This window comes from Taibaiella soli (genome assembly GCF_003236175.1).
GTDB lineage: Bacteria > Bacteroidota > Bacteroidia > Chitinophagales > Chitinophagaceae > QKTW01.
Genome location: NZ_QKTW01000028.1, coordinates 53,530 through 74,431 on the forward strand (window position 1 = coordinate 53,530; position 20,902 = coordinate 74,431).

The following is a 20,902-nucleotide window of genomic DNA, read 5'->3' on the forward strand; positions in this document are numbered from 1 at the left end:
CAGTACCGTTCCGTCTTAAGAAAGCATGAAAAGAACGCCCGTTTATATTCTGTTATGTCTTTTGCTGTTTGCCGGCAGCGCATTTGCAACCAAGCGAAAGGTTTTGTTTATCGGCAACAGCTACATGTATACAAATGACCTGCCCGGTGTATTGCAGCAGCTTGCAGCGAGTATGGGCGACACTTTGGAGTACGATCAAAACACCGTTGGCGGACAAACGCTGGAAGGACATAGTACGGACAATACAACCATCAGCAAGATATTTTCGCAACCATGGGATATCGTTGTGTTGCAGGAACAAAGCCAGCGCCCGGCATTTCCGCCAGCGCAGGTAGCCAGCGATACTTATCCGTTTGCGCATAAACTGGATAGTATGGTGAAGGCAAATAATGCTTGTTCGGAAACGTTCTTTTTTATGACCTGGGGTTATCAGAATGGTGATGCGTCTAACTGTAATTTTTATCCGGTAATATGCACTTACGCAGGGATGCAGCAGCGTTTGCGCGAAAGTTATATGCAGATGGCGCAGGATAATAATGCCAGCGTATTTCCAGTGGGCGTAGCATGGAAAAAAGTTCGTGATAGTTTCCCTGCTATTAATCTCTATAATCCAGACCAGTCGCACCCTTCGCTGGAAGGAACTTATCTTGCGGCCTGTGTGTATTATGCATCCATCTATCATAAATCGCCGCTCAATAGTACTTACACTGCAGGACTGAATGCGGCAACAACACAGAATCTGCAACGCATTGGCGGAAACACTGTGTTGGATAGCATGGAGCAGTGGCAGCAACATGGCAATTATCCGCTGGCGCGATTTACACAACAACAACAGGGTAGTACGGTTAATTTTACCAATCAAAGTTTGCGCGCAACTACCTGGCTGTGGTCATTTGGGGATAATGCAACGAGTATGCTGCAAAACCCAACACATACTTATGCGAGTAATGGTACTTTTGAGGTGGCGCTTAACGCCAATAATGGCTGTGTGAGCGAATCATACAAAACAACGATCACTACCGGCAGTACATCGGTAGCGGAATTGAACAAAGACAAAAACATTATTGTTTCGTCTTATAACCATTATCTCCGCGTCTCCAATCCGCAGCAGCAAAAAGCAACATTGGTTTTATTTAACGCTGCCGGACAAATAGCTGGTCGTTATGAAATTAATGCCAGTACGCATTCCTGGCCGCTTTCAACAGCTGTAGGTATTTATTATTATCGTGTGATCGGGAACGATGGAACTCCGTTGGCCGCTGGGAGTTTAGTCAATTGATAGGTGATATTTAATACGCAAACACCTTGATTTGCCTTAGTGCTTCAAAAATTGGCTTTGAATCATATTTCTCCTACTTTTTTTATGCCAAAAAAAGTAGGCAAAAAAGGGCAGCCTAAGCCAGATCACTCCGTGGCTTAGGCGGTCGCTCGATGAAGCTACATTACTACTGTGCTGCCAAGCAGAGGGTCTTAAACTTGAACTCATGTTCAAAATGTGTCAAAGGCAAAAGCCGGATGTTTCGTTTTGGACTTGATAAAATGGGTTAGTTTTCGGCTTATCTCATTACCGATAATTTCACACTTTCTTTTCCTGTAGCGGTTTGTAGCGTTACAATATATAAACCGTTACTGAGATTGGAAACAGGGATAGATAAATCATGTTTGCCGCTGGTGGAATAAACAGGTTGTGTTTGATATAGCAGCTTGCCAGACAAATCCGTTACAGAAATCACCACGTTTTCCGTTTGTTTGAGATCATAGCGAAGCATGGTGTAAGCCGTTGCAGGGTTAGGATACAGAGATATCGTATTTACGGGTGCAGCAATATTGGCGACTGCTAAAGGCGGTACAACAGAATGGTTGCCATTTAGAATAGTACTGTCGCTATAACGTACCAGCATCGCCACGATTTTTAATTTAGTCGGATCCCAGGCGTTATTGATATCTATCGTCGTTGTGACCGGATAATCATAACCGGCGTACATCATGACGGGCAACAATCCGGCAGTGCCGTCGGGCGCTGGTGTGGCGCTGCGTGCTACAAAATTATAAGTCATATCACTTGCGGGAACCGGATCTGGCTTGTTTTCATAACCACCCATCGGGCCTAGTCCACCGCCCGCATATGCATTGCGCTGATCATAATCAGGCGAAGGTCCGTGCACACCATCTTCTGTGACCACAATCGCAATCCGGTAATCGCCCTGTAGATCGACCGCGGGTTTGACCGTTGTTGTTACATCATAATAGTGTGTGCCAACTGGTGTGAAATCTATTTTGATATCCGCAAATCCGAAGTAATTGCGTTCTTTTAGAAACGTGTTATAAAAGCTGTCTGGGGTAATATTTTCGCGACGATCGAAAAGAAAGTAGGGTACATAATAATAACGAAGATCAAACAGGAATGTCTGGTAATCCGCCACCCGCATCGGGTCATTGTTGTCGTGTACTGAGATCTGGCAGATATCGCCATCCAGCGAAATAACGTTTGCGGCCAGTGTATTCATTAATACAGCGTCCCGTGGTCCCCATTTGTTCCAGGTACCTGTTCCTTGTTCGATGACTAATTTTTTAAACGGCTTAAAGGACATACCGCGTAAATCGGAATTGACGGTGTCGTTGCTATGAAAATTATCGCCGTTGGTTTCAATCCACATTTTTAAAGGGTACACGCCAACGCCAGGTGCATATTCCGGCGTATTAAAAGCAAAATTGTAATCCGTGAATGGGAGTATGTTGATACCAGAATAAGTTTGACTAACAGTTGCGCCATTGTTGAGCTGGTATCTTGCCGTGAAATTATGAATGGTATCAATGCTGTAATTAAATACGCGCCCACCAAGGGTTATAGCGTCATTTGCATCCGTGTACCGGAGCATTGAATCGGTTGGTGTTACCTCCAGCAAGGCCATGTCGCTTGGTTTCGGAACAAATACTTTGATGTTATCCACCATCCATCCGCGCATAACCTGTCCACTATCGCTGTAGCGAAAACCAAGGCGTATTGATGATGCCCCTGCATAGGCGGAAAGATCTACATAGGCGGTCTTAAAGCCGTAAGTATATGGGGTTGAATAATGGACGATATTCCAGGTAGCAGCGTTGTCTGTCGAAACCTCCACGCGTCCTACTTCTGTTTTGCCATTGGCGGTATCCTCCAGAAAATAAGAATCATATTGCATCCATAAATGCGGCGCTCCATTTAGCGTAATCGGTGCGGAATACATGAGCACATCGCGCTCGGGATTAATGTAAACACAACTTTGGTCGATAATGCAGGCCACTTTATCATAAGGGTCGTTATGTCCTGCAGGTGTAAAACATGCACCACCTACTAAGTAAGGCAGCCCGCATTGCCAGGGGAATGCGTTGGTGTTCATGACCGAGGGCCAGGTGGGGATATTATAGGTAGGTATTTCGTCAAATTTCTCGGAGAAAAGTACCTGTTGTGCATTTGCTACATTGGTAAAGAAAGTAGCCAGGGCAAAAAGTAAATTTTTCAGTCTCATAGGCTATGTTTTTATGAGGAAAAATAATAATGCGAAGCTAGGCTAATTTGAGTGAACCGTCAATGGGGAATGGTCAAGCTAAAGTCAAAATTAGGCTGAATGCTTAAGGCGTAAAGCTGAAAGCTTTTATACCAATTAAAAGATGGATTTACGGAACACCACCGGCCTAAGGAAACGTAGGCGTTAGGAAAATTTTTGAGGTTCAATTGGTATTATTGTTTCCCGTGCAAAAGCAAAAGTGTGGGAAAGCGCTGAATGCACATTTCCCACATTAGTCACATTCACCACATTAATCACCAAATTTATAAACCCGCGCTGTGACGCGCCTCAGGGAGGCGGGGCAACTATCGCACCAGCGTTACGTCTCCTTTCTTAAAGTAAGTTTCATCAGACCCTTTCACCGTGTACTCGATCATCCAGTAGTAAGTATCCAGTTCACAAGCTTTGCCGTTGAAAGTTCCATCCCATCCGTCGTTATTGAGATTGCTGACAAATACCCGTTGTCCCCAGCGGTTAAATACCGAAAGACTGATGACCCGAATATTAGGGTTGTCAGTGATGATATGGAACACATCGTTACGGCCGTCGCCATTTGGTGAAAAGACATCGGGCAACCAGAGATCATGCGGAATATCTATTACGCTGATATGGTAAGTACAGCTGTCTTCACAATCGCCGTTACTCACCACGCAATGGTAAGTGACATTGCTGTTTTTCGCTTCATCAATTTTAAGCACCGGACAATTTGCGCAGATCAGTTGCCCGTCTTTGTACCAGTCCACTTTTTGTGCGGCGGCACATGGCGGCAACGCGATATTTGTATTGTAAGGAATCGAAAGTGTACTGTCCTTAAATGAGCTTACTGGTTTACTGTTGACCGTCACCTGCATCGCCATGGAATCGCTGCCAGTGGCGTTAGATACGACCAGTTTTACAGGATAAGTACCCGCATTTGCATAGCAGATGGTGCCGGGTATCGGTGTGTTTGCGCTGGAAGGATTTCCGCCAGGGAAATACCAATGATAGTCCTGCGGGAATTGGCTTGCCTGCGCAGTTGGTTCTATACAGTCGCCAGCGCAAATGATTTGCTGTGGCAGGTTCATATAGTCTACTACGGGTCTGCAGAATGAAACTTTGGTGGTGTCATAAATGGTGCCGCAAGGTGTTTCTACCTTCACCCAATATGTACCTGCCTGCGTTATAGTTATCGACGATGATGTAGCGCCGGTGCTCCATTCGACATTGCTGTACAAAGAACCAACACTAAGCGATATTTCACCATTTTGATTACATACAACGGTGTCTGCAGGAAGATGCAGCAGGTAATCGGCAAGCGTGTGGATGGTCATGCTGTTGGTGAAAGTGCCACAGGCATTTGTAGCACTTACCCAATACGTGTTAGGTGCTGTTACCGTAATCTGCTGTGTAGTAGCTCCGGTAGACCAAGTGTAACTGGAAAATCCAGGGCCTGCAGAAAGTGTAATAGCAAATGGGTTTTGATTGCAGATCAGTGTGTCATTTGGCAGATGTACCGCATTTGGTAACAACGTCACGGTAACGGGTCCGGCGCTTGCCGAAGGGCAATAAGCGGAACTCACAGTAACGGTATATGAACCGGTGTCATTAGCGAGGTATGTGCTGGCATTACTGTTGGGAATTGCTGTGCCATTGTGCTGCCATACATAGGTGTAGCCTGCTACAGCCGGAGTGCCGAGTGTTACTGATCCACCGGGACAAATGCTTTGCGGGGTCGATGGACTTATATTCGCCGTAGGTAATGGATGCACCGTTAATAAATAAGAATTGGATGTTATGGTACATCCGTTGTTAGCAACATCGGCGGTATAGGTACCGCTTTGATTGGCTTCAATTGTAGATTGCGTTGCACCGCTAATTACTACGCCGTCGCGTTTCCAGACATAAGTATAAGCAGGATCCGCATTGGTTTGTAACAGCACAGAATCATTCGCGCAGATATCATGTGTTGCGCCCGTAATCGTTGCTGTTGGCGGCGGTACAATTGTCAGTGCGACGGATACAGACGTTGTATCCGGGCAATAGCTACCATTTCCGACCGTCACTTTATAAGTACCTGCGGTAGTTGCTACATAAATATTTGCGGTAGCTGCCGGAATTACAGTTCCATTTTGCAGCCAGATATAAGTGCAGGAATTGCAAGCTGGCGTGCTGAAGTTTACGGAGTTGCCAGTACAGATAGTTTGTGCCGTTGCCGGGCTGATATTTGCTATTGGCGCAGCGTGTGCCGTTAGTGTAAATACTGCTGATGTAATGCTGCATGCTCCGTTGGAAGCGGTTACGGTATAACTGCCTGTTGCATTGACACTGTAAGATGATTGCGTAGCACCCGGAATAGTCACGTTGTTGTTTTTCCAGACATAGCTGTAAGTCGCGCTGGTATCTGTTTGTAGCAATACCGAAGCATTGGTGCAGATATCATGTGTGGTGCCGGTAATAGTTGCCGTAGGCACCGGGAGTACATTTATCGGCACCGGTACCGATGCCACATCAGGGCAAATAGCGCCATTGCCAACGACTACACTATAGGTGCCGGTTGTATCTGCGGTAAAAGTATTTGCGGTAGCTCCGGGAATTGCCGTGCCATTTTGCAGCCAGGTATAAGTGCACGAATTACATACTGGTGTGCTGAAATTTACGGAGTTGCCAGTACAAATAGTTTGCGCTGTTGCAGGACTGATATTTACTGTAGGTCCGGTATGTGTTGTAATTACAAATGCGGCAGATGTAGTGTTACAAGCTCCGTTTGAGATTGTGACTGTATAACTGCCTGTTGCATTGACACTGTAAGATGATTGCGTAGCACCTGGAATAGCTACGTTGTTGTTTTTCCAGACATAGCTGTAAGTCGCGCTGGTATCTGTTTGCAGCAATACCGAAGCATTGGTGCAGATATCATGCGTGGTGCCGGTAATAATTGCCGTAGGCACCGGGAGTACATTTATTGGCACCGGTACTGATGTCACATCAGGGCAAATAGCGCCATTGCCAACGACTACACTGTAGATGCCGGTTGTGTCAGCGATAAAAGTATTTGCGGTTGCTCCGGGAATTGCCGTGCCATTTTGCAGCCAGGTATAGGTGCACGAATTGCACACCGGCGTGCTAAAGTTTATGGAGTTGCCAGTACAGATAGTTTGTGCTGTTGCAGGACTGATATTTACTGTAGGTCCGGTATGTGTTGTAATTACAAATGCGGCAGATGTAGTGCTACAAGCCCCGTTTGAGATTGTGACTGTATAGCTGCCATTTGTGTTTGCATTGTAAGATGATTGCGTAGCACCCGGAATAGCTACGTTGTTGTTTTTCCAGACATAGCTGTAAGTCATGCTGGTATCGGTTTGCAGCAATACTGAAGCATTGGTGCAGATATCATGTGTAGCTCCTGTGATGGTTGCTGTTGGTGCTGGTAATACGTTGAGATTTACTGATGGTGCCGTTACACTCGGACATGGTGCACTGTTTACGGTTACCGTATAGCTGCCGGTGGTTCCAGCTGTATAAGTATTGTTTGCCGCGTTCGTTATTGCAGTATTGTTCAGTTGCCAGGTATATGTACAGCCGGTACAAGCAGGCGTGTTAAAATACACGCTGTCTCCTGCGCATTTAGTTTGGGTGGATGATGGCGTTAATGCTACTGTTGGGTTAGTATGAACGGTAACTGGATAGGGTGCAGAGACCGCGGCGCAACCAGCGTTTGTTACTGTAACCTGGTAGATTCCTGTCTGGGTTGCGGTAAATGTATTGCCATTAACGCCAGGCGCGGTAGTTCCGTTTTGTATCCAGGTATAGACATAACCGGAGCCTGTATCGGTTTGCAATAGCACCGATGTGCCGGTGCAGACATCATTTGCACTGCCGATAAGATTAGCGGACGGCGGTGTTATATTGGAAACAGTCACTTCGGAAGAAGTCGATTGGCAAATGCTTGTAGGCGCTGTTACCTTATAAACGCCAGGTGTATTGGCAATAAATATGGCGGTAGTAGCTCCGGGAATAAGTATACCGTCCTTATACCATTGGTAGGAGGGGAGCGTAATCGGCATTGCAAACAATGTGGTACTGTCGCCAATGCATATTTTCAAACGGGATGAGAGTATTCTTACCGAGTCGGCAAACGAGTAATAGAATGAATCAAGTCCAGGTGTTTTACAGCCTGTTAAAGAATCAATAGCTACGGGACGATAAGTTCCGTCGGGAATTTGTGGATGTATGGAGTTTAAACTATCGGATGGCCATGTTACATAATAGGAAATCGTGCCGTATTTGTAATACCAGCTATACTGACAGGCTGGAGCAGGGTTTGATACACTGAGTACTAAGGGAGGTCCGCAGTTTACGGTGAGCTGAGGCGCAGGAGGCACCGCATTTAAAACAAGGATTGTACTATCCGTTAGCGACTGTCCGCAAGACGGCGTGGTGATAGTGACATAGTACACGCCTGTATTTTGTACTCCTGCATTCTGAATGACTGGTTGTTGCAGATTGGAGGTAAAACCATTTGGTCCCGTCCAGGAGTAAGTGGCGCCAGGGAGATAGATGGCGCTCAGTTGAACAGTGCCGGCTTGACAGGCTACGTATTGGCTGGCCGAAGCAAGTCTTGCAATAGAAAGGTCGAGTATCTTGATTTGCTGTACAGCCGAAGCGCCGCAGGAGTCAACTATTTTAAGATCGTACACATCATTTGCATTCCCGCCGAAATTGGTAAATACCCCGGTTGTATTGCTAGTGATATAAGGACCGGTCAAACCATTTCCTGCGTGTGCCAGGTAATATTGATACTGATTGCCTGCATAGGGCAGGCCGTTTTTACCCTGTATATATATTTTACCCTGTCCGGTGGCGGCGTTGCAGGCAAAACCTTGCGTGAAGTTCATGTCAACCTGCACCGGATTTACTGAGTATGTAAATGTATAAGAATTCACATAAGCATTGGGGCCAGGCCAAAAATTAGAATTGTAGTTGCTCGATTGTGAACTGTAGGGCACAATAGTGTATTGGCCAGGTATCGTCAGCAATAGCGAATCGCCGGGAACAAGTTCCGTGGCAATGCCCAGGCTGCTGCCCCGATATACCGCAAATTTCAAAGGTGCGGTCGTTCCATTAGTCGTAGCGGTTCCTTTAGGCCAGATCCAAAGACCCTGACAGGTTTGTTTTTGATGATCAATGCCGGCGGTGTACTGGTAAAGATCTTGTGGACCTACCGTTATTGGCAAAAAATAGGTGCCACAGACATCGGTGATTTTCCAAACATAGTTACCCGCCGGAAAGAGGTCGGTTCCAGGAAGTGCAGGGGTTGCGTTGCTCGACAATATCTCAGAGGGATAATTGTACCAGGGATAATTATAATAATATCCGGGTGGACCGCTAAATAACTGAATGTTCCTTCCCTGTACATTTACAGACGCCGTGAATTTGAAATAGTTAATGTAATTATTGAATCCTACCGCACCATTATTGATACTTACACTGTAGGGGCTTGCTGGAATGGTGGTACTGCTGAATGAGCTTGTGGCGGTTGCACCATCTGCTGAGGTGCAGGTAACCGTATATGCTCCCGCAGGTAAATTGGAGATGTGCGCGCTGATTCCGCCCATCGGGAACGGTCCGAATGTGGTGCCGGCGGCGTTGGTGTACGTATAGGTAATCGGGAGGCAAAGCATTCCTGCACCCAGATCAACGTCAAACGTGCTGCATGCCTGGGTAATGTAATAACCGACATAAGGATATGGGAGGCTTGTTATTTTTTGCCAGTCGGGGCCGCAAGGCGCATGAAAAGTGCAGATGATGGTAGCACCGTAGCAATCCTTCACAGAGAAACCTGGATTCAGTGCGATATATTTTGAGCCTGTGTTGATGCCATAGTAAGGAGTGGGATTAAATGCGTTGTTTGAAATAGATAGCGACACTTTAATAGATGTATCGCTGACATATCCACTCCAAAAACTATTGTTATCATTAGTAGATGGGAGATCAAAACGGATTGCATCGCAGGATGCGACAGTGGGATTAAGCGCGTAAAGCGGCATTGACGATGGGGCAAACGACGTTACGGTATAAGTGTTGGGTGCTGTACTGCTGCCACAGGCGTCAGTACAAAAATAAGTATAGCTGCCACCGGGCACATTACTAAATGTAGTCGTTGGTGCAGTCGTCGTAACTGTAGTCTGTCCGGTATATCCGATCGGCCAGCTGGTCAAATGAAAAGTATATGGACCGAAACCTTTTTGCACCGAAATCTGAAGTGTTCCGGTCGGCATACAGTCAAAAGATGGCCTAGAAGCTACACCCGTTGCAACAGGCGGCTGGTAATTGCCCGGCACTATAGTAGTTGTATTTTTACCAACTTGGGTGCCGCCGCAAGTTGCAACTGCACTGACTGTATAAGTACCGGGTGGGATACCGCCGAAATTCGGCGAATTATTCAATGCGACTGAATAGCCATTCGTTAGTGGAATACCATATTGGATATTAGTAAGATTCGCAGAATCCGGACCTGAGACGGTCAGGGAAAAAGTGGCATTAGAAGCGCAGGTCGCTGCTGTAACTAATTGTGTTGATATCGACCAGTTATTACACTGCGCCTTTCCTTTAAAGCTGATGACTGCAGCAAAAAGAAATAGCAAAACGGATTTGATCCGGATGGGTATAGAACGTAACATAGGTGTTTGATTAGGTAATAAGCGCTGCAAATTTAATTCAAAATTCAAAATTTACCCCAGCCCTAAAGGGCGTTTTACTCGCGTCGTGACTCCCCTTCAGGGATGAGGGAACTATCGAATTAATTCCACATCGCCTTTTAAAAAGTAAACTTCTTTCGTGCCCAAAATTTTATACTCGATCATCCAGTAATAAGTGCCCAGTTCACAAGCTTTGCCATTGAAGGTTCCATCCCAGCCATCATTATTGAGGTTACTTACAAATACCCGTTGGCCCCAGCGGTTAAATACCGAAAGGCTGTTCACCAGCACATTTGGATTGTCGGTGATGATATGAAACACATCATTGCGGCCATCACCGTTTGGTGTAAATGCATCGGGCAGCCAGATATTGTGCGGAATGTCAATGACGCGAATGCTGTAAGTACAACTATCGTGGCAATCTCCGTTGCTGACTACACAATGGTAAGTAGCGTTATAAGATTTTGCTTCGCCAATTTTGAGCGTCGGACAATTTGCGCAGATCAGTTTCCCATCCTGATACCAGTCTACCGTTTGAGCGGCAGCACAGGCCGGCAGCGAAAGACTTGTGTTGTATGGCACCGTGATAGAACTGTCTTTAAATTCCGATACTGGTTTGCTGTTTACTTTAATCTGCATCGTCATTGAATCACTACCGCTTGCATTAGATACCACGAGTTTTATCGGATAAGTGCCCGCATTTGCGTAACAGATAATTCCAGGTACAGCCGCATTGGCAGTTGCGGGATTTCCGCCAGGGAAATACCATTGATATGTCAGTGGAAAATTGCTCACCTGTGCTGTTGGCTCAATACAATCTCCCTCGCAGATCGTTTGTTGCGGCAGATTCATCGCATCAACCACCGGTGCACAGAAAGCAACTTTTGTCGTGTCATAAATGGTACCGCAAGGTGTTTCTACCTTTACCCAATAAGTCCCGGCCTGCGCTACGGTAATCGACGGCGAAGTAGCTCCTGTGCTCCAATGGATGCTATTATACAGCGAACCGACTGTTAGCGTGGCCGAATTATTTTGGTTACACACAATGGTATCGGCAGGAAGGTTGGGAAGATATTCTGACAGCGAATGAATGATGATGCTATCGGTAAAACTGCCGCAATGGTTGGTGACGGTTACCCAATAAACGCCCGCTTTTGTTGCTGTGATTTGTTCTGAAGTCGCGCCGGTAGACCAGCTATAATTAGTGAAGCCCGGTCCTGCATCCAACGTTATAGCAAATGGATTTTGGCTGCAAATCACGGTATCATTTGGTAAATGCACTGTTGAAGGCAGCCGGTTTATCGTTACAGCCAGGGACGTGTCCGAAGGGCAAAAGGCCGAACTGACAATTACATTATACGATCCTGTGTCACTGGCGGTGTACGTATTTGCATTATTACCCGGGATAGTGTTGCCATCGTGTTGCCACACATAACTGAACGCCGGATCGGAAGGTGTTGCGAGTATTATTGTTTCTCCCGGACAGATATTTTGAATGGCAGACGGGCTGATACTCGCTACTGGTAACGGATGCACGGTTAATACAAATGGAGCCGATGTTACAGTACATATGCCATTAGATGCTACAACAGTATAGTTGCCGCTTGTAGTAGCGTTGTAATTTGATACCGTGGCGCCGGGAATAGTTACGTTGTTTTTCTTCCAGGAGTAAGTATAAGCAGCGTTAGTATCGGTTTGCAGCAATACAGATGTATTGGCGCAGATATCGTGCGTAGCACCGGTGATTGTTGCCGTTGGCGGTGGTACTATTGCTACCGTTACCGGTGTTGATGTTACATCTGGACAGATACCTCCGTTGCCCACCATTACACTATAAGTGCCATTGCTATTTGCAGTATAGATATTTGAGCTTGCACCCGGAATGGCAATACTGTTTTGCAGCCAGGTGTATGTACAGGAACTGCAGAATGGTGTACTAAAGTTGACGACACCACCTGTACAAATTGTTTGTGTCGTCGATGGGGTGATGTTCACTGTTGGCGCTGCATGCACTGTTAGCGCAAATGGTGTAGAAGTTGCGTTGCATATACCATTGGAAACTGTAACTGTATAGCTGCCGCTTGCACTGGCAGTGTAAGAAGATTGTGTTGCACCCGGAATTACTACGTTATTGTTTTTCCAGATATAGGTGTAGCCGGTACCGGTATCAGCCTGTAACAATACGGATGAATTGGTACAGATATCGTGCGTGGCGCCTTCGATGGTGCCGAAGGGTGTTGCTAACACTGTCAATATTACATTTCCGGAAAGAATGGATTGACAAAGGCTAGTGAAACCAGCAACCTTGTACGTTCCAGCCGCGGCTGCAGCGAATGTTTGTGTAGTAGCACCCGGAATAGCAGTATTGTTTTTGTACCATTGGTACGATACAAAACCGGATGTTGCCACCAATGTGCTGCTATCGCCCGCACATATTTGCGATTTCGGTGCATAAATCTGAACGGTTCCTATCGGTGTATAGTTAAATGAATCGAGACCCATGGTGGAACAGCCAGAAATAGTATCTACCGCTACAGGCCAATAACTTCCGATTGTTGAGGGAACGGTCAGCGAATTACCGTTCGTGGAAGGCAATGTTACCACTGGTGAACTGAAATTGGTATGGAGCACCCAATTGTATTTATAGCTTGGAGATGGATTGGATATATTTAACACCACCGGAGGACCACAATTTATAGTGAATGTTGGCACCGGTGGAAGCGGGTTTAATACAAGTGTTGTGCTGTCCTTTGCAGGTTGTGTGCAAAACGGAACGGTGACTGTTACATAATAAACGCCGGCATTCAGTGCGCTCAGGTTGGATATTACTGGTTGTTGCAGGTTGGAGGTAAAACCATTTGGACCTGTCCAGGAATAAGTGGCACCAGGCAGATAGATAGCATTTAATTGAACCGTGCCGGCAGGACAACTGACAAACTGGTTAGCAGTAGCAATTCTTGTTGTAGAAAGATCAAGTATTTTGATCTGCTGCAAGGCGGATGCGCCACACGAGTCTACAATTTTGATATCAAAGAGATCGTTGGCATTACCTCCGAAATTGGAAAATATCCCCGTTGTATTATTGGCGATATAAGGGCCTGTCGTACCATTTCCTGCAAGGGCAAGATAATACTGGTAATGGCCGGAGTATCCCACAAATGGAAGTCCGTCTTTTCCCTGCGCATAAATTTCAGCTTGCCCCGTTGCTGTCGGGTTGCATATAACTCCCTGCGTACGGTCCATATCTACTTGTACGGGTTTCAATGTGTATATAAACGTATAAGAGTTTACATAAACATTGGGGCCTGGAAAAACGGAAGAGTTATAATTGGATTTTGTAATACTAAAAGGAACGATGGTATAGGTGCCGGGAACAGTGAGCAGCAGAGAGTCTCCAGGGTGGTAATCCGGCCATGTTCCGGTCCAGTTAAAAGGTAGACCGTTAAAATAGATGTAAAACCCTACCGGTTTCGCTACGCCATTGTTTGTTGCAGTCCCATTTGGCCAGATCCAAAGTCCTGCGCAGGTTTGTTTCTGGTGGTCAATTCCCGCAGTATATTGATACAAATCTGGTGGGCCTACCGTAATTGGTAATAAATAGCTGCCACAGGAATCGGTGATCTTCCAGACATAATTGCCAGCCTGAAAGAGAAGAGTGCCCGGGAAAACCGGGGTTTGATTGTTGACTGCCCGGTCGTCCGGGAAATTCGTCCAGCTGGCGCTGTAGGAATAGCCCGGAGGTCCGCTGACCAGTTCAATATGTCTTCCTTGCGTATTTACAGTTGTATTGAATCTGAAATAGTCGATGTAGTTGTTGAGGCCGGCGCTACCATTTACAATAGAGACACTGTAAGGATTGGAGGATATAGACGTGCTGGAGAAATTGCTTGTGACCGTAGCACCATCGGCAGATGTGCAGGTAATAGAATAATTACCGTTGGGTAAGCCCGAGAGCGTAAAGTCGTTGTTATTTGCTGTATAAGGCCCAAACACAGTTCCTGCAGCATTACTGTAGGTGTAGGTAATGGGCGTACAAAGCAAATTGCAAAGTACTTCCTCATTAAATGTGGCGCAGTTTTGCACGGGGTTAAATTGCAACGATGGGCCGGTTATGGGTATTGATTTTTGCCAGTCGGAGCCGCAGGGTGGATGGAAGGTGTAGATGAGCGTAGCCCCGGCACAGTTTTTCAAAGAAAATCCCGGATTCATTGTCATCTGTATTCCTCCGCTTATGTTGACGGCTTTATAGGGCGTAGGACTAAAAACGTTGTTAGAAATAGACACTGAAACTTTGACGGAGGTATCGTGCATATATCCCGTCCAGACGCCAAAGTCAGTAGTTTGAACAGGAAAGCTTATTGTAATTGGGTTGCAAGACGAACCCAGATATGGCGGGAGAATTTGAAAAGGCAGCGTAGACGGTGTAAACGCTGGTACTGTATAGGTATTGGGTGTAATGCCGCTGCCACAGGCATCGGTGCATTCGTAGGTATAATTTCCCGCAGGCAGGTTGCTAAAAGTATCATTGCTTGCTGATGTGGTATGCGTAGTGGGACCGCTGTAGCTGGCAGGCCAGGCCGTTAAATGGAAGGTGTAGGGTGGCAGGCCTTTCTGAACCGAGAGGTAGAGCTTGCCCGTGGACATACAATCAAACGAGGCTCGGGCAGAAAGAACGCCCCAGACCGGAAGCTGGTAATTTCCCGGCACCACTACAGTCGTGCTTTTTGTAATCTGCACGCCACCGCAGTCGGCTACAACGTTTACAGGGTAAGTGCCCGGAGGAATGCTACTGAAATTCGGAGAATTATTCAACGCTACCGAAAATCCATTGGTCAGCGGAATGCCATATTGAACATTCGTCAGGTTTGCCACATCTGCACCTGAAAGTGTCACCGAAAAGGTGCCGCTTGAAGAGCAGGTTGAAGGTGTAACTGCCTGCGCCGAAATAGACCAGTTATTGCACTGCGCAATTCCTTTAAAGCTGATGACTGCAGCAAAAAGAAATAGCAAAACGGATTTAATCCGGACGGGTATAGAACGTGCCATAGGTGTTTGATTAGGTAATAAGCGCGGCAAATTTAATTCAAAATCCAAAATTTACCGCAGCCCTAAAGTGCGTTTACTCGCGTAGAGACACCCCTTCAAGGGATGGGGAATTATCGAATTAATTCCACATCGCCTTTCTTGAAATAAACTTCTTTCGTGCCCAAAATTTTATACTCGATCATCCAGTAATAAGTGCCCAGTTCACAAGCTTTGCCATTGAAGGTCCCATCCCAGCCATCGTTGTTCAGGTTACTCACAAATACCCGTTGTCCCCAGCGGTTAAATACCGAGAGGCTGTTCACCAGTACGTTTGGATTGTCTGTGATAACATGAAACACATCATTGCTGCCATCTCCATTTGGAGTAAAGGCGTCAGGTAACCACATGTCATGGGGAATATCGATTACACGGATATTGTACGTACAACTATCATGACAATCACCGTTGCTCACCACACAGTGATAAGTGCTGTTGAAATATTTCGCTTCTATTTTAAGTGTCGGGCAGTTGGCGCAAATCAGCACGCCATCTTTGTACCAGTCCGCTCTTTGTGCAGCCGCACAGGCAGGTAATGAAAGATTGGTCTTATAAGAAACAATCATAGCGCTGTCTCTGAATTCCGAAACAGGTTTCGGATTTACGGTTACCTGCATCGTCATCGAATCACTGCCGCCCATATTTTTCACCACAAGTTTTATCGGGTACACGCCAGCATTCGCATAGCAAACCGTTCCGGGAACAGCAGTGTTGGCGGCTGTTGGATTACCGCCCGGGAAATACCAGTCATATTCCAGCGGAAACTGGCTTACGTGTGCCGTAGGCGAAATGCAATCACCTTCACAGATTGCTTGTTCTGGCAAATTCATATAGTCAACCACCGGGGCACAGAAAGCCACATTTGTCGTGTCATAAATGGTACCGCAAGGCGTTTCTACCTTTACCCAATAAGTCCCGGCTTGCGTTACGGTGATCGACGGCGAAGTAGCTCCCGTGCTCCAATGGATGCTATTATATAGAGAACCGACTGTCAGTGTGGCCAAATTGTTTTGATTGCACACAATGGTATCGGCAGGAAGGTTGGGAAGATATTCTGACAGCGAATGAATAATTACAGTATCGATGAAATCACCGCATTTATTCTTAGCTACTACGTAATAAATGCCCGGCGTCGTAGCGGTAATCTGTTGTGAAGTTTCCCCGGTAGACCAGCCATACTCAGTAAAACCCGGTCCGGCATCAAGTGGGATTGAAAATGCGCCGGCACAGACTACTGTGTCGTTTGGTAAATGCACACCAGTTGGCAGTATATTAATGGCTACTGGCGCAGAAATTGCGGAAGGGCAAAATGCAACGCTAACGGTTACTGTATAAGATCCTGCAGTGCCGGTTGTATAGGTATTGCCCGCGGCTCCGGAAATGGTTATGCTGTTTCGCTCCCATACATAAGTATATGCCGGATCCGATGGGGTAGTGAAGGTCACCGATTCGCCGGGACAGATGTTTTGTGTGCCAGACGGACTTAAACTAGCTACAGGCGCAGGGTGTACAGTGAGGACAAACGGCGCCGATGTTATGGTACAGCCGCCGTTAGACACGGAGACTGTATAGCTGCCGCTGGTATTGGCGGTAAAGGAGGATTGTGTAGCGCCCTGAATTACGGCGCCATTTTGTTTCCACACATAAGTATAGGTAGGATCGGTATTGGTTTGTAAAATCACTGATCCGTTGGAACAAATATCGTGCGTAGCGCCTGTAATGGCTGGTGTCGGTGCAGGCAGTACAGTCACCTGTATGTTAGCTGATGTTGTATCCGGACAGATGCTTCCATTGCCGACTTTTACCCGGTAAGAACCTGCAGTACTTGTTGCATAAGAATTTGCGGTAGCGCCCGGAATATTATTTCCGTTTAATTGCCAGGTATAAGTACAGGAAGTACACGCAGGCGTATTGAAATTTACAGTGCCGCCCGTACAGATTGTCTGTGAGGCCGGAGGAGTCAGATTGATGGTCGGTTTGTTGTAGACTGTCACCGGAAAAGGTGCAGATACTGCAGCACAACCCTGGTTGGTCACTGCAACGATGTACGTGCCCGTCTGCGAAGCGGTAAGCGTATTCGTATTGTTGCCCGTTATACTCACACCGTCTTTGCTCCAGGTGTAAACATAGCCGCTGCCTGCCGGGGTTTGCAATTGTGTTGTCGTGCCGGCGCATATATCGTGTGTGCCCGTAAGATTTACGCCAGGTGCGGGAATGTTTGAAACGGTTACTTCTGCGGATAATAACTGGCATACACTCGCCTGAACAGTTACTTTATACACGCCAGGTGATCCTGCAATATAAATTTTGTTGGTCGCGCCTGAAACCAATACCCCGTCTTTATACCATTGATAAGCTGGCGCGCTGCCAGAGGCCACTAGTATTGTGGTGTCACCCGGGCATAACTGCAAATGCGGTGAATAAATGGTAAGTGCCTTCGCCGGGTTGTATAGCAGGGAATCGTCGCTGAAGCTCATACATCCGGTAGTTGTGTCATAAGCAATGGCACGGTAATAACCCAGATACGTGACGTGAATTGAATTGGCACTGTCTGACGGCATCGGGTTCAGAAAATAGGGTGGCGTTACATAAGTCTGTTGCCAGAGATATTCCAACCCTGGCTGAGGATTGATGATACTGAGTATAATTGGTGGGCCGCATTTCACCGAATAGCTTGGCTTTGGCGGATTTGCATTTAATACTAATATCGTGCTGTCCGTTACTGACTGATTACAGGTCGGCGTACTGATGGTTACATAATACACACCGGTGTTGGCCGCAGTAGCATTTGTAATTATTGGTTCGCGCTGGTTGGATGTAAAACCATTTGGCCCTGTCCAGGAGTAGGTAGCGCCAGGCAGAAAAATAGCGCTGAGCTGTACCGTTCCCGACTGACAGCTTACATATTGACTCGCTGCGGCAAGACGGGCTACAGAGAGGTCTAATATTTTCACCGGTTGCACGGCGAAGGCGCCGCAAGAGTCCGTTACTTTTACATCGTAAATAGCGTTGGCGTTGCCACCGAAATTGGTAAATACACCTGTTGTATTCGTGGCAATATATGGACCAGTCGCACCATTGCCAGGCAAAGCCAGTGCATACTGGTAATGTGTCGGATTGCTGAACGGAATGCCACCCATGCCCTGTGCGTAGATTTTTCCTTGTCCCGCGGTGGCTCCTTTACAAGTGAAGCCCTGGGTATGGTTAATGTCAACTTTTACAGGATTTATATTGTAGGTAAATGTATAAGGATTGGTATACGGATTAGGGTCTGCAACATAATAGTTCCAGTCATCGTCTGGGTTGAATTCATAAGCTATGATGCTATATTGACCGGGTGTGCTGATCAGGATCGAATCTCCCGGCGCATATTTAGGCCAGACCCCGTTATAAGTGAGCGGGTAACCATTGAACAAAATAGAAAAATGAATGGGCACATTCGTGCCATTGCTTGTTGCGGTTCCTTTTGGCCATATCCAGAGCCCCTGACAGGTTTGTTTTTGATGATCAATGCCAGGATTAAATTGAAAAACATCTTTCGGTCCAACCGTGATTGGCAAATAATAAACGCCACAGGAGTCTGTAATTTTCCAGACGTAGTTACCCGGTGGAAAAAGTTCGGTGCCCGGCATTACCGGTGTCTGATTGTAATTGGCCTGGGTAGTGGGATAGCTATACCAGGAACTATGATAAGAATAACCTGCAGGGCCACTGAATAGTTCAATATAACGTCCTACTGTATTCACCGCAGCTGTAAATGCGAACCCGTAGATATAATTATTATAGCCAACAGCCCCATTGATGACGCTTACACTGTATGGGCTCGGTGGCGTCGGTTGTCCACTTAAATTAGTAGAGAGCTGCATGCCATCACCACTGGTACAGTTAAATAAATAAGTGCCCGTGGGAAGTCCCGACATCGTAACGCTTGTCTGACTGGTCGTAAACGGGCCGAATACAGTGCCGGCGGAGTTTTGATAACTATAGGTAATAGGCTTGCACAGATAGTTAAAGGAAACCGTCGCGGTCATCGTATTGCAGGTCTGACTGATAGAAGTGGAAAGGCTTGGATTAGTGAACGTACTTGTCAACATCCAGTTCGCTCCGCAAGGTGGATGAAATGTATAGGTAATGAGTTTGCCATAGCAATCTTTCAAAGTCTTTCCTGGCGCCAGCTTTACAGTAAGTGGTGATGTATTTACGCCGCGGGCCGGGATAGGTGCAAACACATTGGTCGCTATTTGAATAGAGACTTTAATGGAAGTATCCGTAGCATAACCCTCCCACTGAGACCCGATATAGGTATTGATAGCCGGGATGTTTACAATAATAGAGTCGCAGGAAATAAAGGTGCCGTTATTAAAGCTCATAGGCGCTGAGTTTGGTACCAACGAGCCCACTACAACGGTTTGGATATTAGTGCCACTGCCGCATACGTCTATTGCCTGTACCTGATAGGTGCCCGGCGACAGGTTGTTGAAAGTATAAGAATTGCCGGTGGTGTTAAATGTCGTTGAGCCTGTGTATCCTGGAGGCGTACTAACGAATTTGAAAACAAAAGGAGGTGCGCCATTGTTTGCATATGTCGTAAACCCGCCTGTATTCATGCAATTAAATGAATTTCTTACATAATACGGAGTCACTAAAAATGGAGATACATAGTTGCCCGGAATATAGATGGAAGTATTCTTCCCCACTTGTGTACCGCCGCAGGTAGCCACAACGCTTACAGGGTAATAGCCGGGTGGAATACCGCTGAAGTTTGGTGAATTATTCAATGCGACCGAATATCCGTTGGTGATGGGAATACCATATTGAATATTGCTGAGGTTAGCTACATCAGGGCCGGAAAGTGTTACACCAAAAGTTCCGTTAGATGCACAGGTAGATGTGGTAACCAGTTGCGCAGAAGCAGACCAGTTATTGCACTGTGCTATGCTTTTTGTGTTGATAAATGCACATAGCAGAAATAGTAAAATAGGTTTAATCCGGGAGGGTAGCGAATGTATCATAGGTGTTCCTTTCGGTAATCGGCAAGTGACATCGGGTGGTGTAGTACCATCTTCGGGCACTTTTGCTACCATAAAGGTAAATCCGCAATACCTAATCTGGTAGGCCGTTCGTAAACTTTTACCTTCCGCTGACTGTTGGCGTAAATTCAAAATTCAAAACCAGCAGTTATAGACAGGTTTGTTACCCAGAACAGAAACGAACGGTAGCGCAGCGAAGGAATTCAAAAGTTGATGTGGCGATTAGAATAACTCAGCATGATTTTACATAACACTTCCGGCCTAAGGAAACGCAGGCGTTAAAAAATGAAATGCAGACAGCGTAAAGCAATTATGATGGCTGTAAGAATTGGAATCGTCGGGATTTAGATTTGCTTAGCCTTGCAATGAAATCTAATAATAAGCTTCAATAATTGTAGCTGCATGCCTTCGTCGTCCTGAACGAAGTGTAGGGATTAGCCGTAGATTCCTTAAGCCTTGAATTTTTGTTTCTTTTTCTTCAAGGAAAAAGAAAAGACAACATGTGCAAAAAAGGGCGCAGCTCCACCGCACAATGCTTCGTCTACACTCCGTATGACAAGCGTCG

Annotated in this window: 5 protein-coding genes; 1 reads left to right on the forward strand and 4 read right to left on the reverse strand. The window is 46.3% G+C overall.

The genetic code is table 11. The features are described from left to right. Positions 1-25: 25 nt before the first annotated feature. A complete protein-coding gene (locus tag DN068_RS20950; RefSeq protein ID WP_111000910.1) occupies positions 26-1,279 on the forward strand; it encodes a DUF4886 domain-containing protein in 1,254 nt (417 codons plus the stop codon). Positions 1,280-1,556: 277 nt separating this feature from the next. Here DN068_RS20950 and DN068_RS20955 read toward each other — a convergent pair whose 3' ends face one another. From DN068_RS20955 to DN068_RS20970, 4 genes are all read right to left on the reverse strand, one after another. Beyond that, entirely contained in the window at positions 1,557-3,509 is a 1,953-nt protein-coding gene (locus DN068_RS20955; RefSeq protein WP_111000911.1) for a T9SS type A sorting domain-containing protein, read from the reverse strand. 344 nt (positions 3,510-3,853) lie between these two features. After that, positions 3,854-10,207 (reverse strand): T9SS type B sorting domain-containing protein, encoded by a 6,354-nt coding sequence (locus DN068_RS20960; protein WP_111000912.1) that lies wholly within the window; start codon positions 10,205-10,207, stop codon positions 3,854-3,856. A 111-nt stretch (positions 10,208-10,318) separates the two neighbouring features. After that, on the reverse strand, positions 10,319-15,271 hold the full coding sequence (locus DN068_RS20965; protein WP_111000913.1) for a T9SS type B sorting domain-containing protein: 4,953 nt from the start codon (positions 15,269-15,271) through the stop codon (positions 10,319-10,321). A gap of 110 nt (positions 15,272-15,381) precedes the next feature. Continuing rightward, entirely contained in the window at positions 15,382-20,391 is a 5,010-nt protein-coding gene (locus tag DN068_RS20970) for a T9SS type B sorting domain-containing protein (protein ID WP_111000914.1), read from the reverse strand. Positions 20,392-20,902: the final 511 nt, after the last annotated feature.

Excerpts from the sequence above, each read along its gene's own strand:
- DN068_RS20965 (WP_111000913.1), bottom strand. The coding sequence starts at position 15,271 with ATGGCACGTTCTATACCCGTCCGGATTAAATCCGTTTTGCTATTTCTT.
- DN068_RS20960 (WP_111000912.1), bottom strand. The coding sequence starts at position 10,207 with ATGTTACGTTCTATACCCATCCGGATCAAATCCGTTTTGCTATTTCTT.
- DN068_RS20950 (WP_111000910.1), top strand. The coding sequence starts at position 26 with ATGAAAAGAACGCCCGTTTATATTCTGTTATGTCTTTTGCTGTTTGCC.
- DN068_RS20970 (WP_111000914.1), bottom strand. The coding sequence starts at position 20,391 with ATGGTAGCAAAAGTGCCCGAAGATGGTACTACACCACCCGATGTCACT.
- DN068_RS20955 (WP_111000911.1), bottom strand. The coding sequence starts at position 3,509 with ATGAGACTGAAAAATTTACTTTTTGCCCTGGCTACTTTCTTTACCAAT.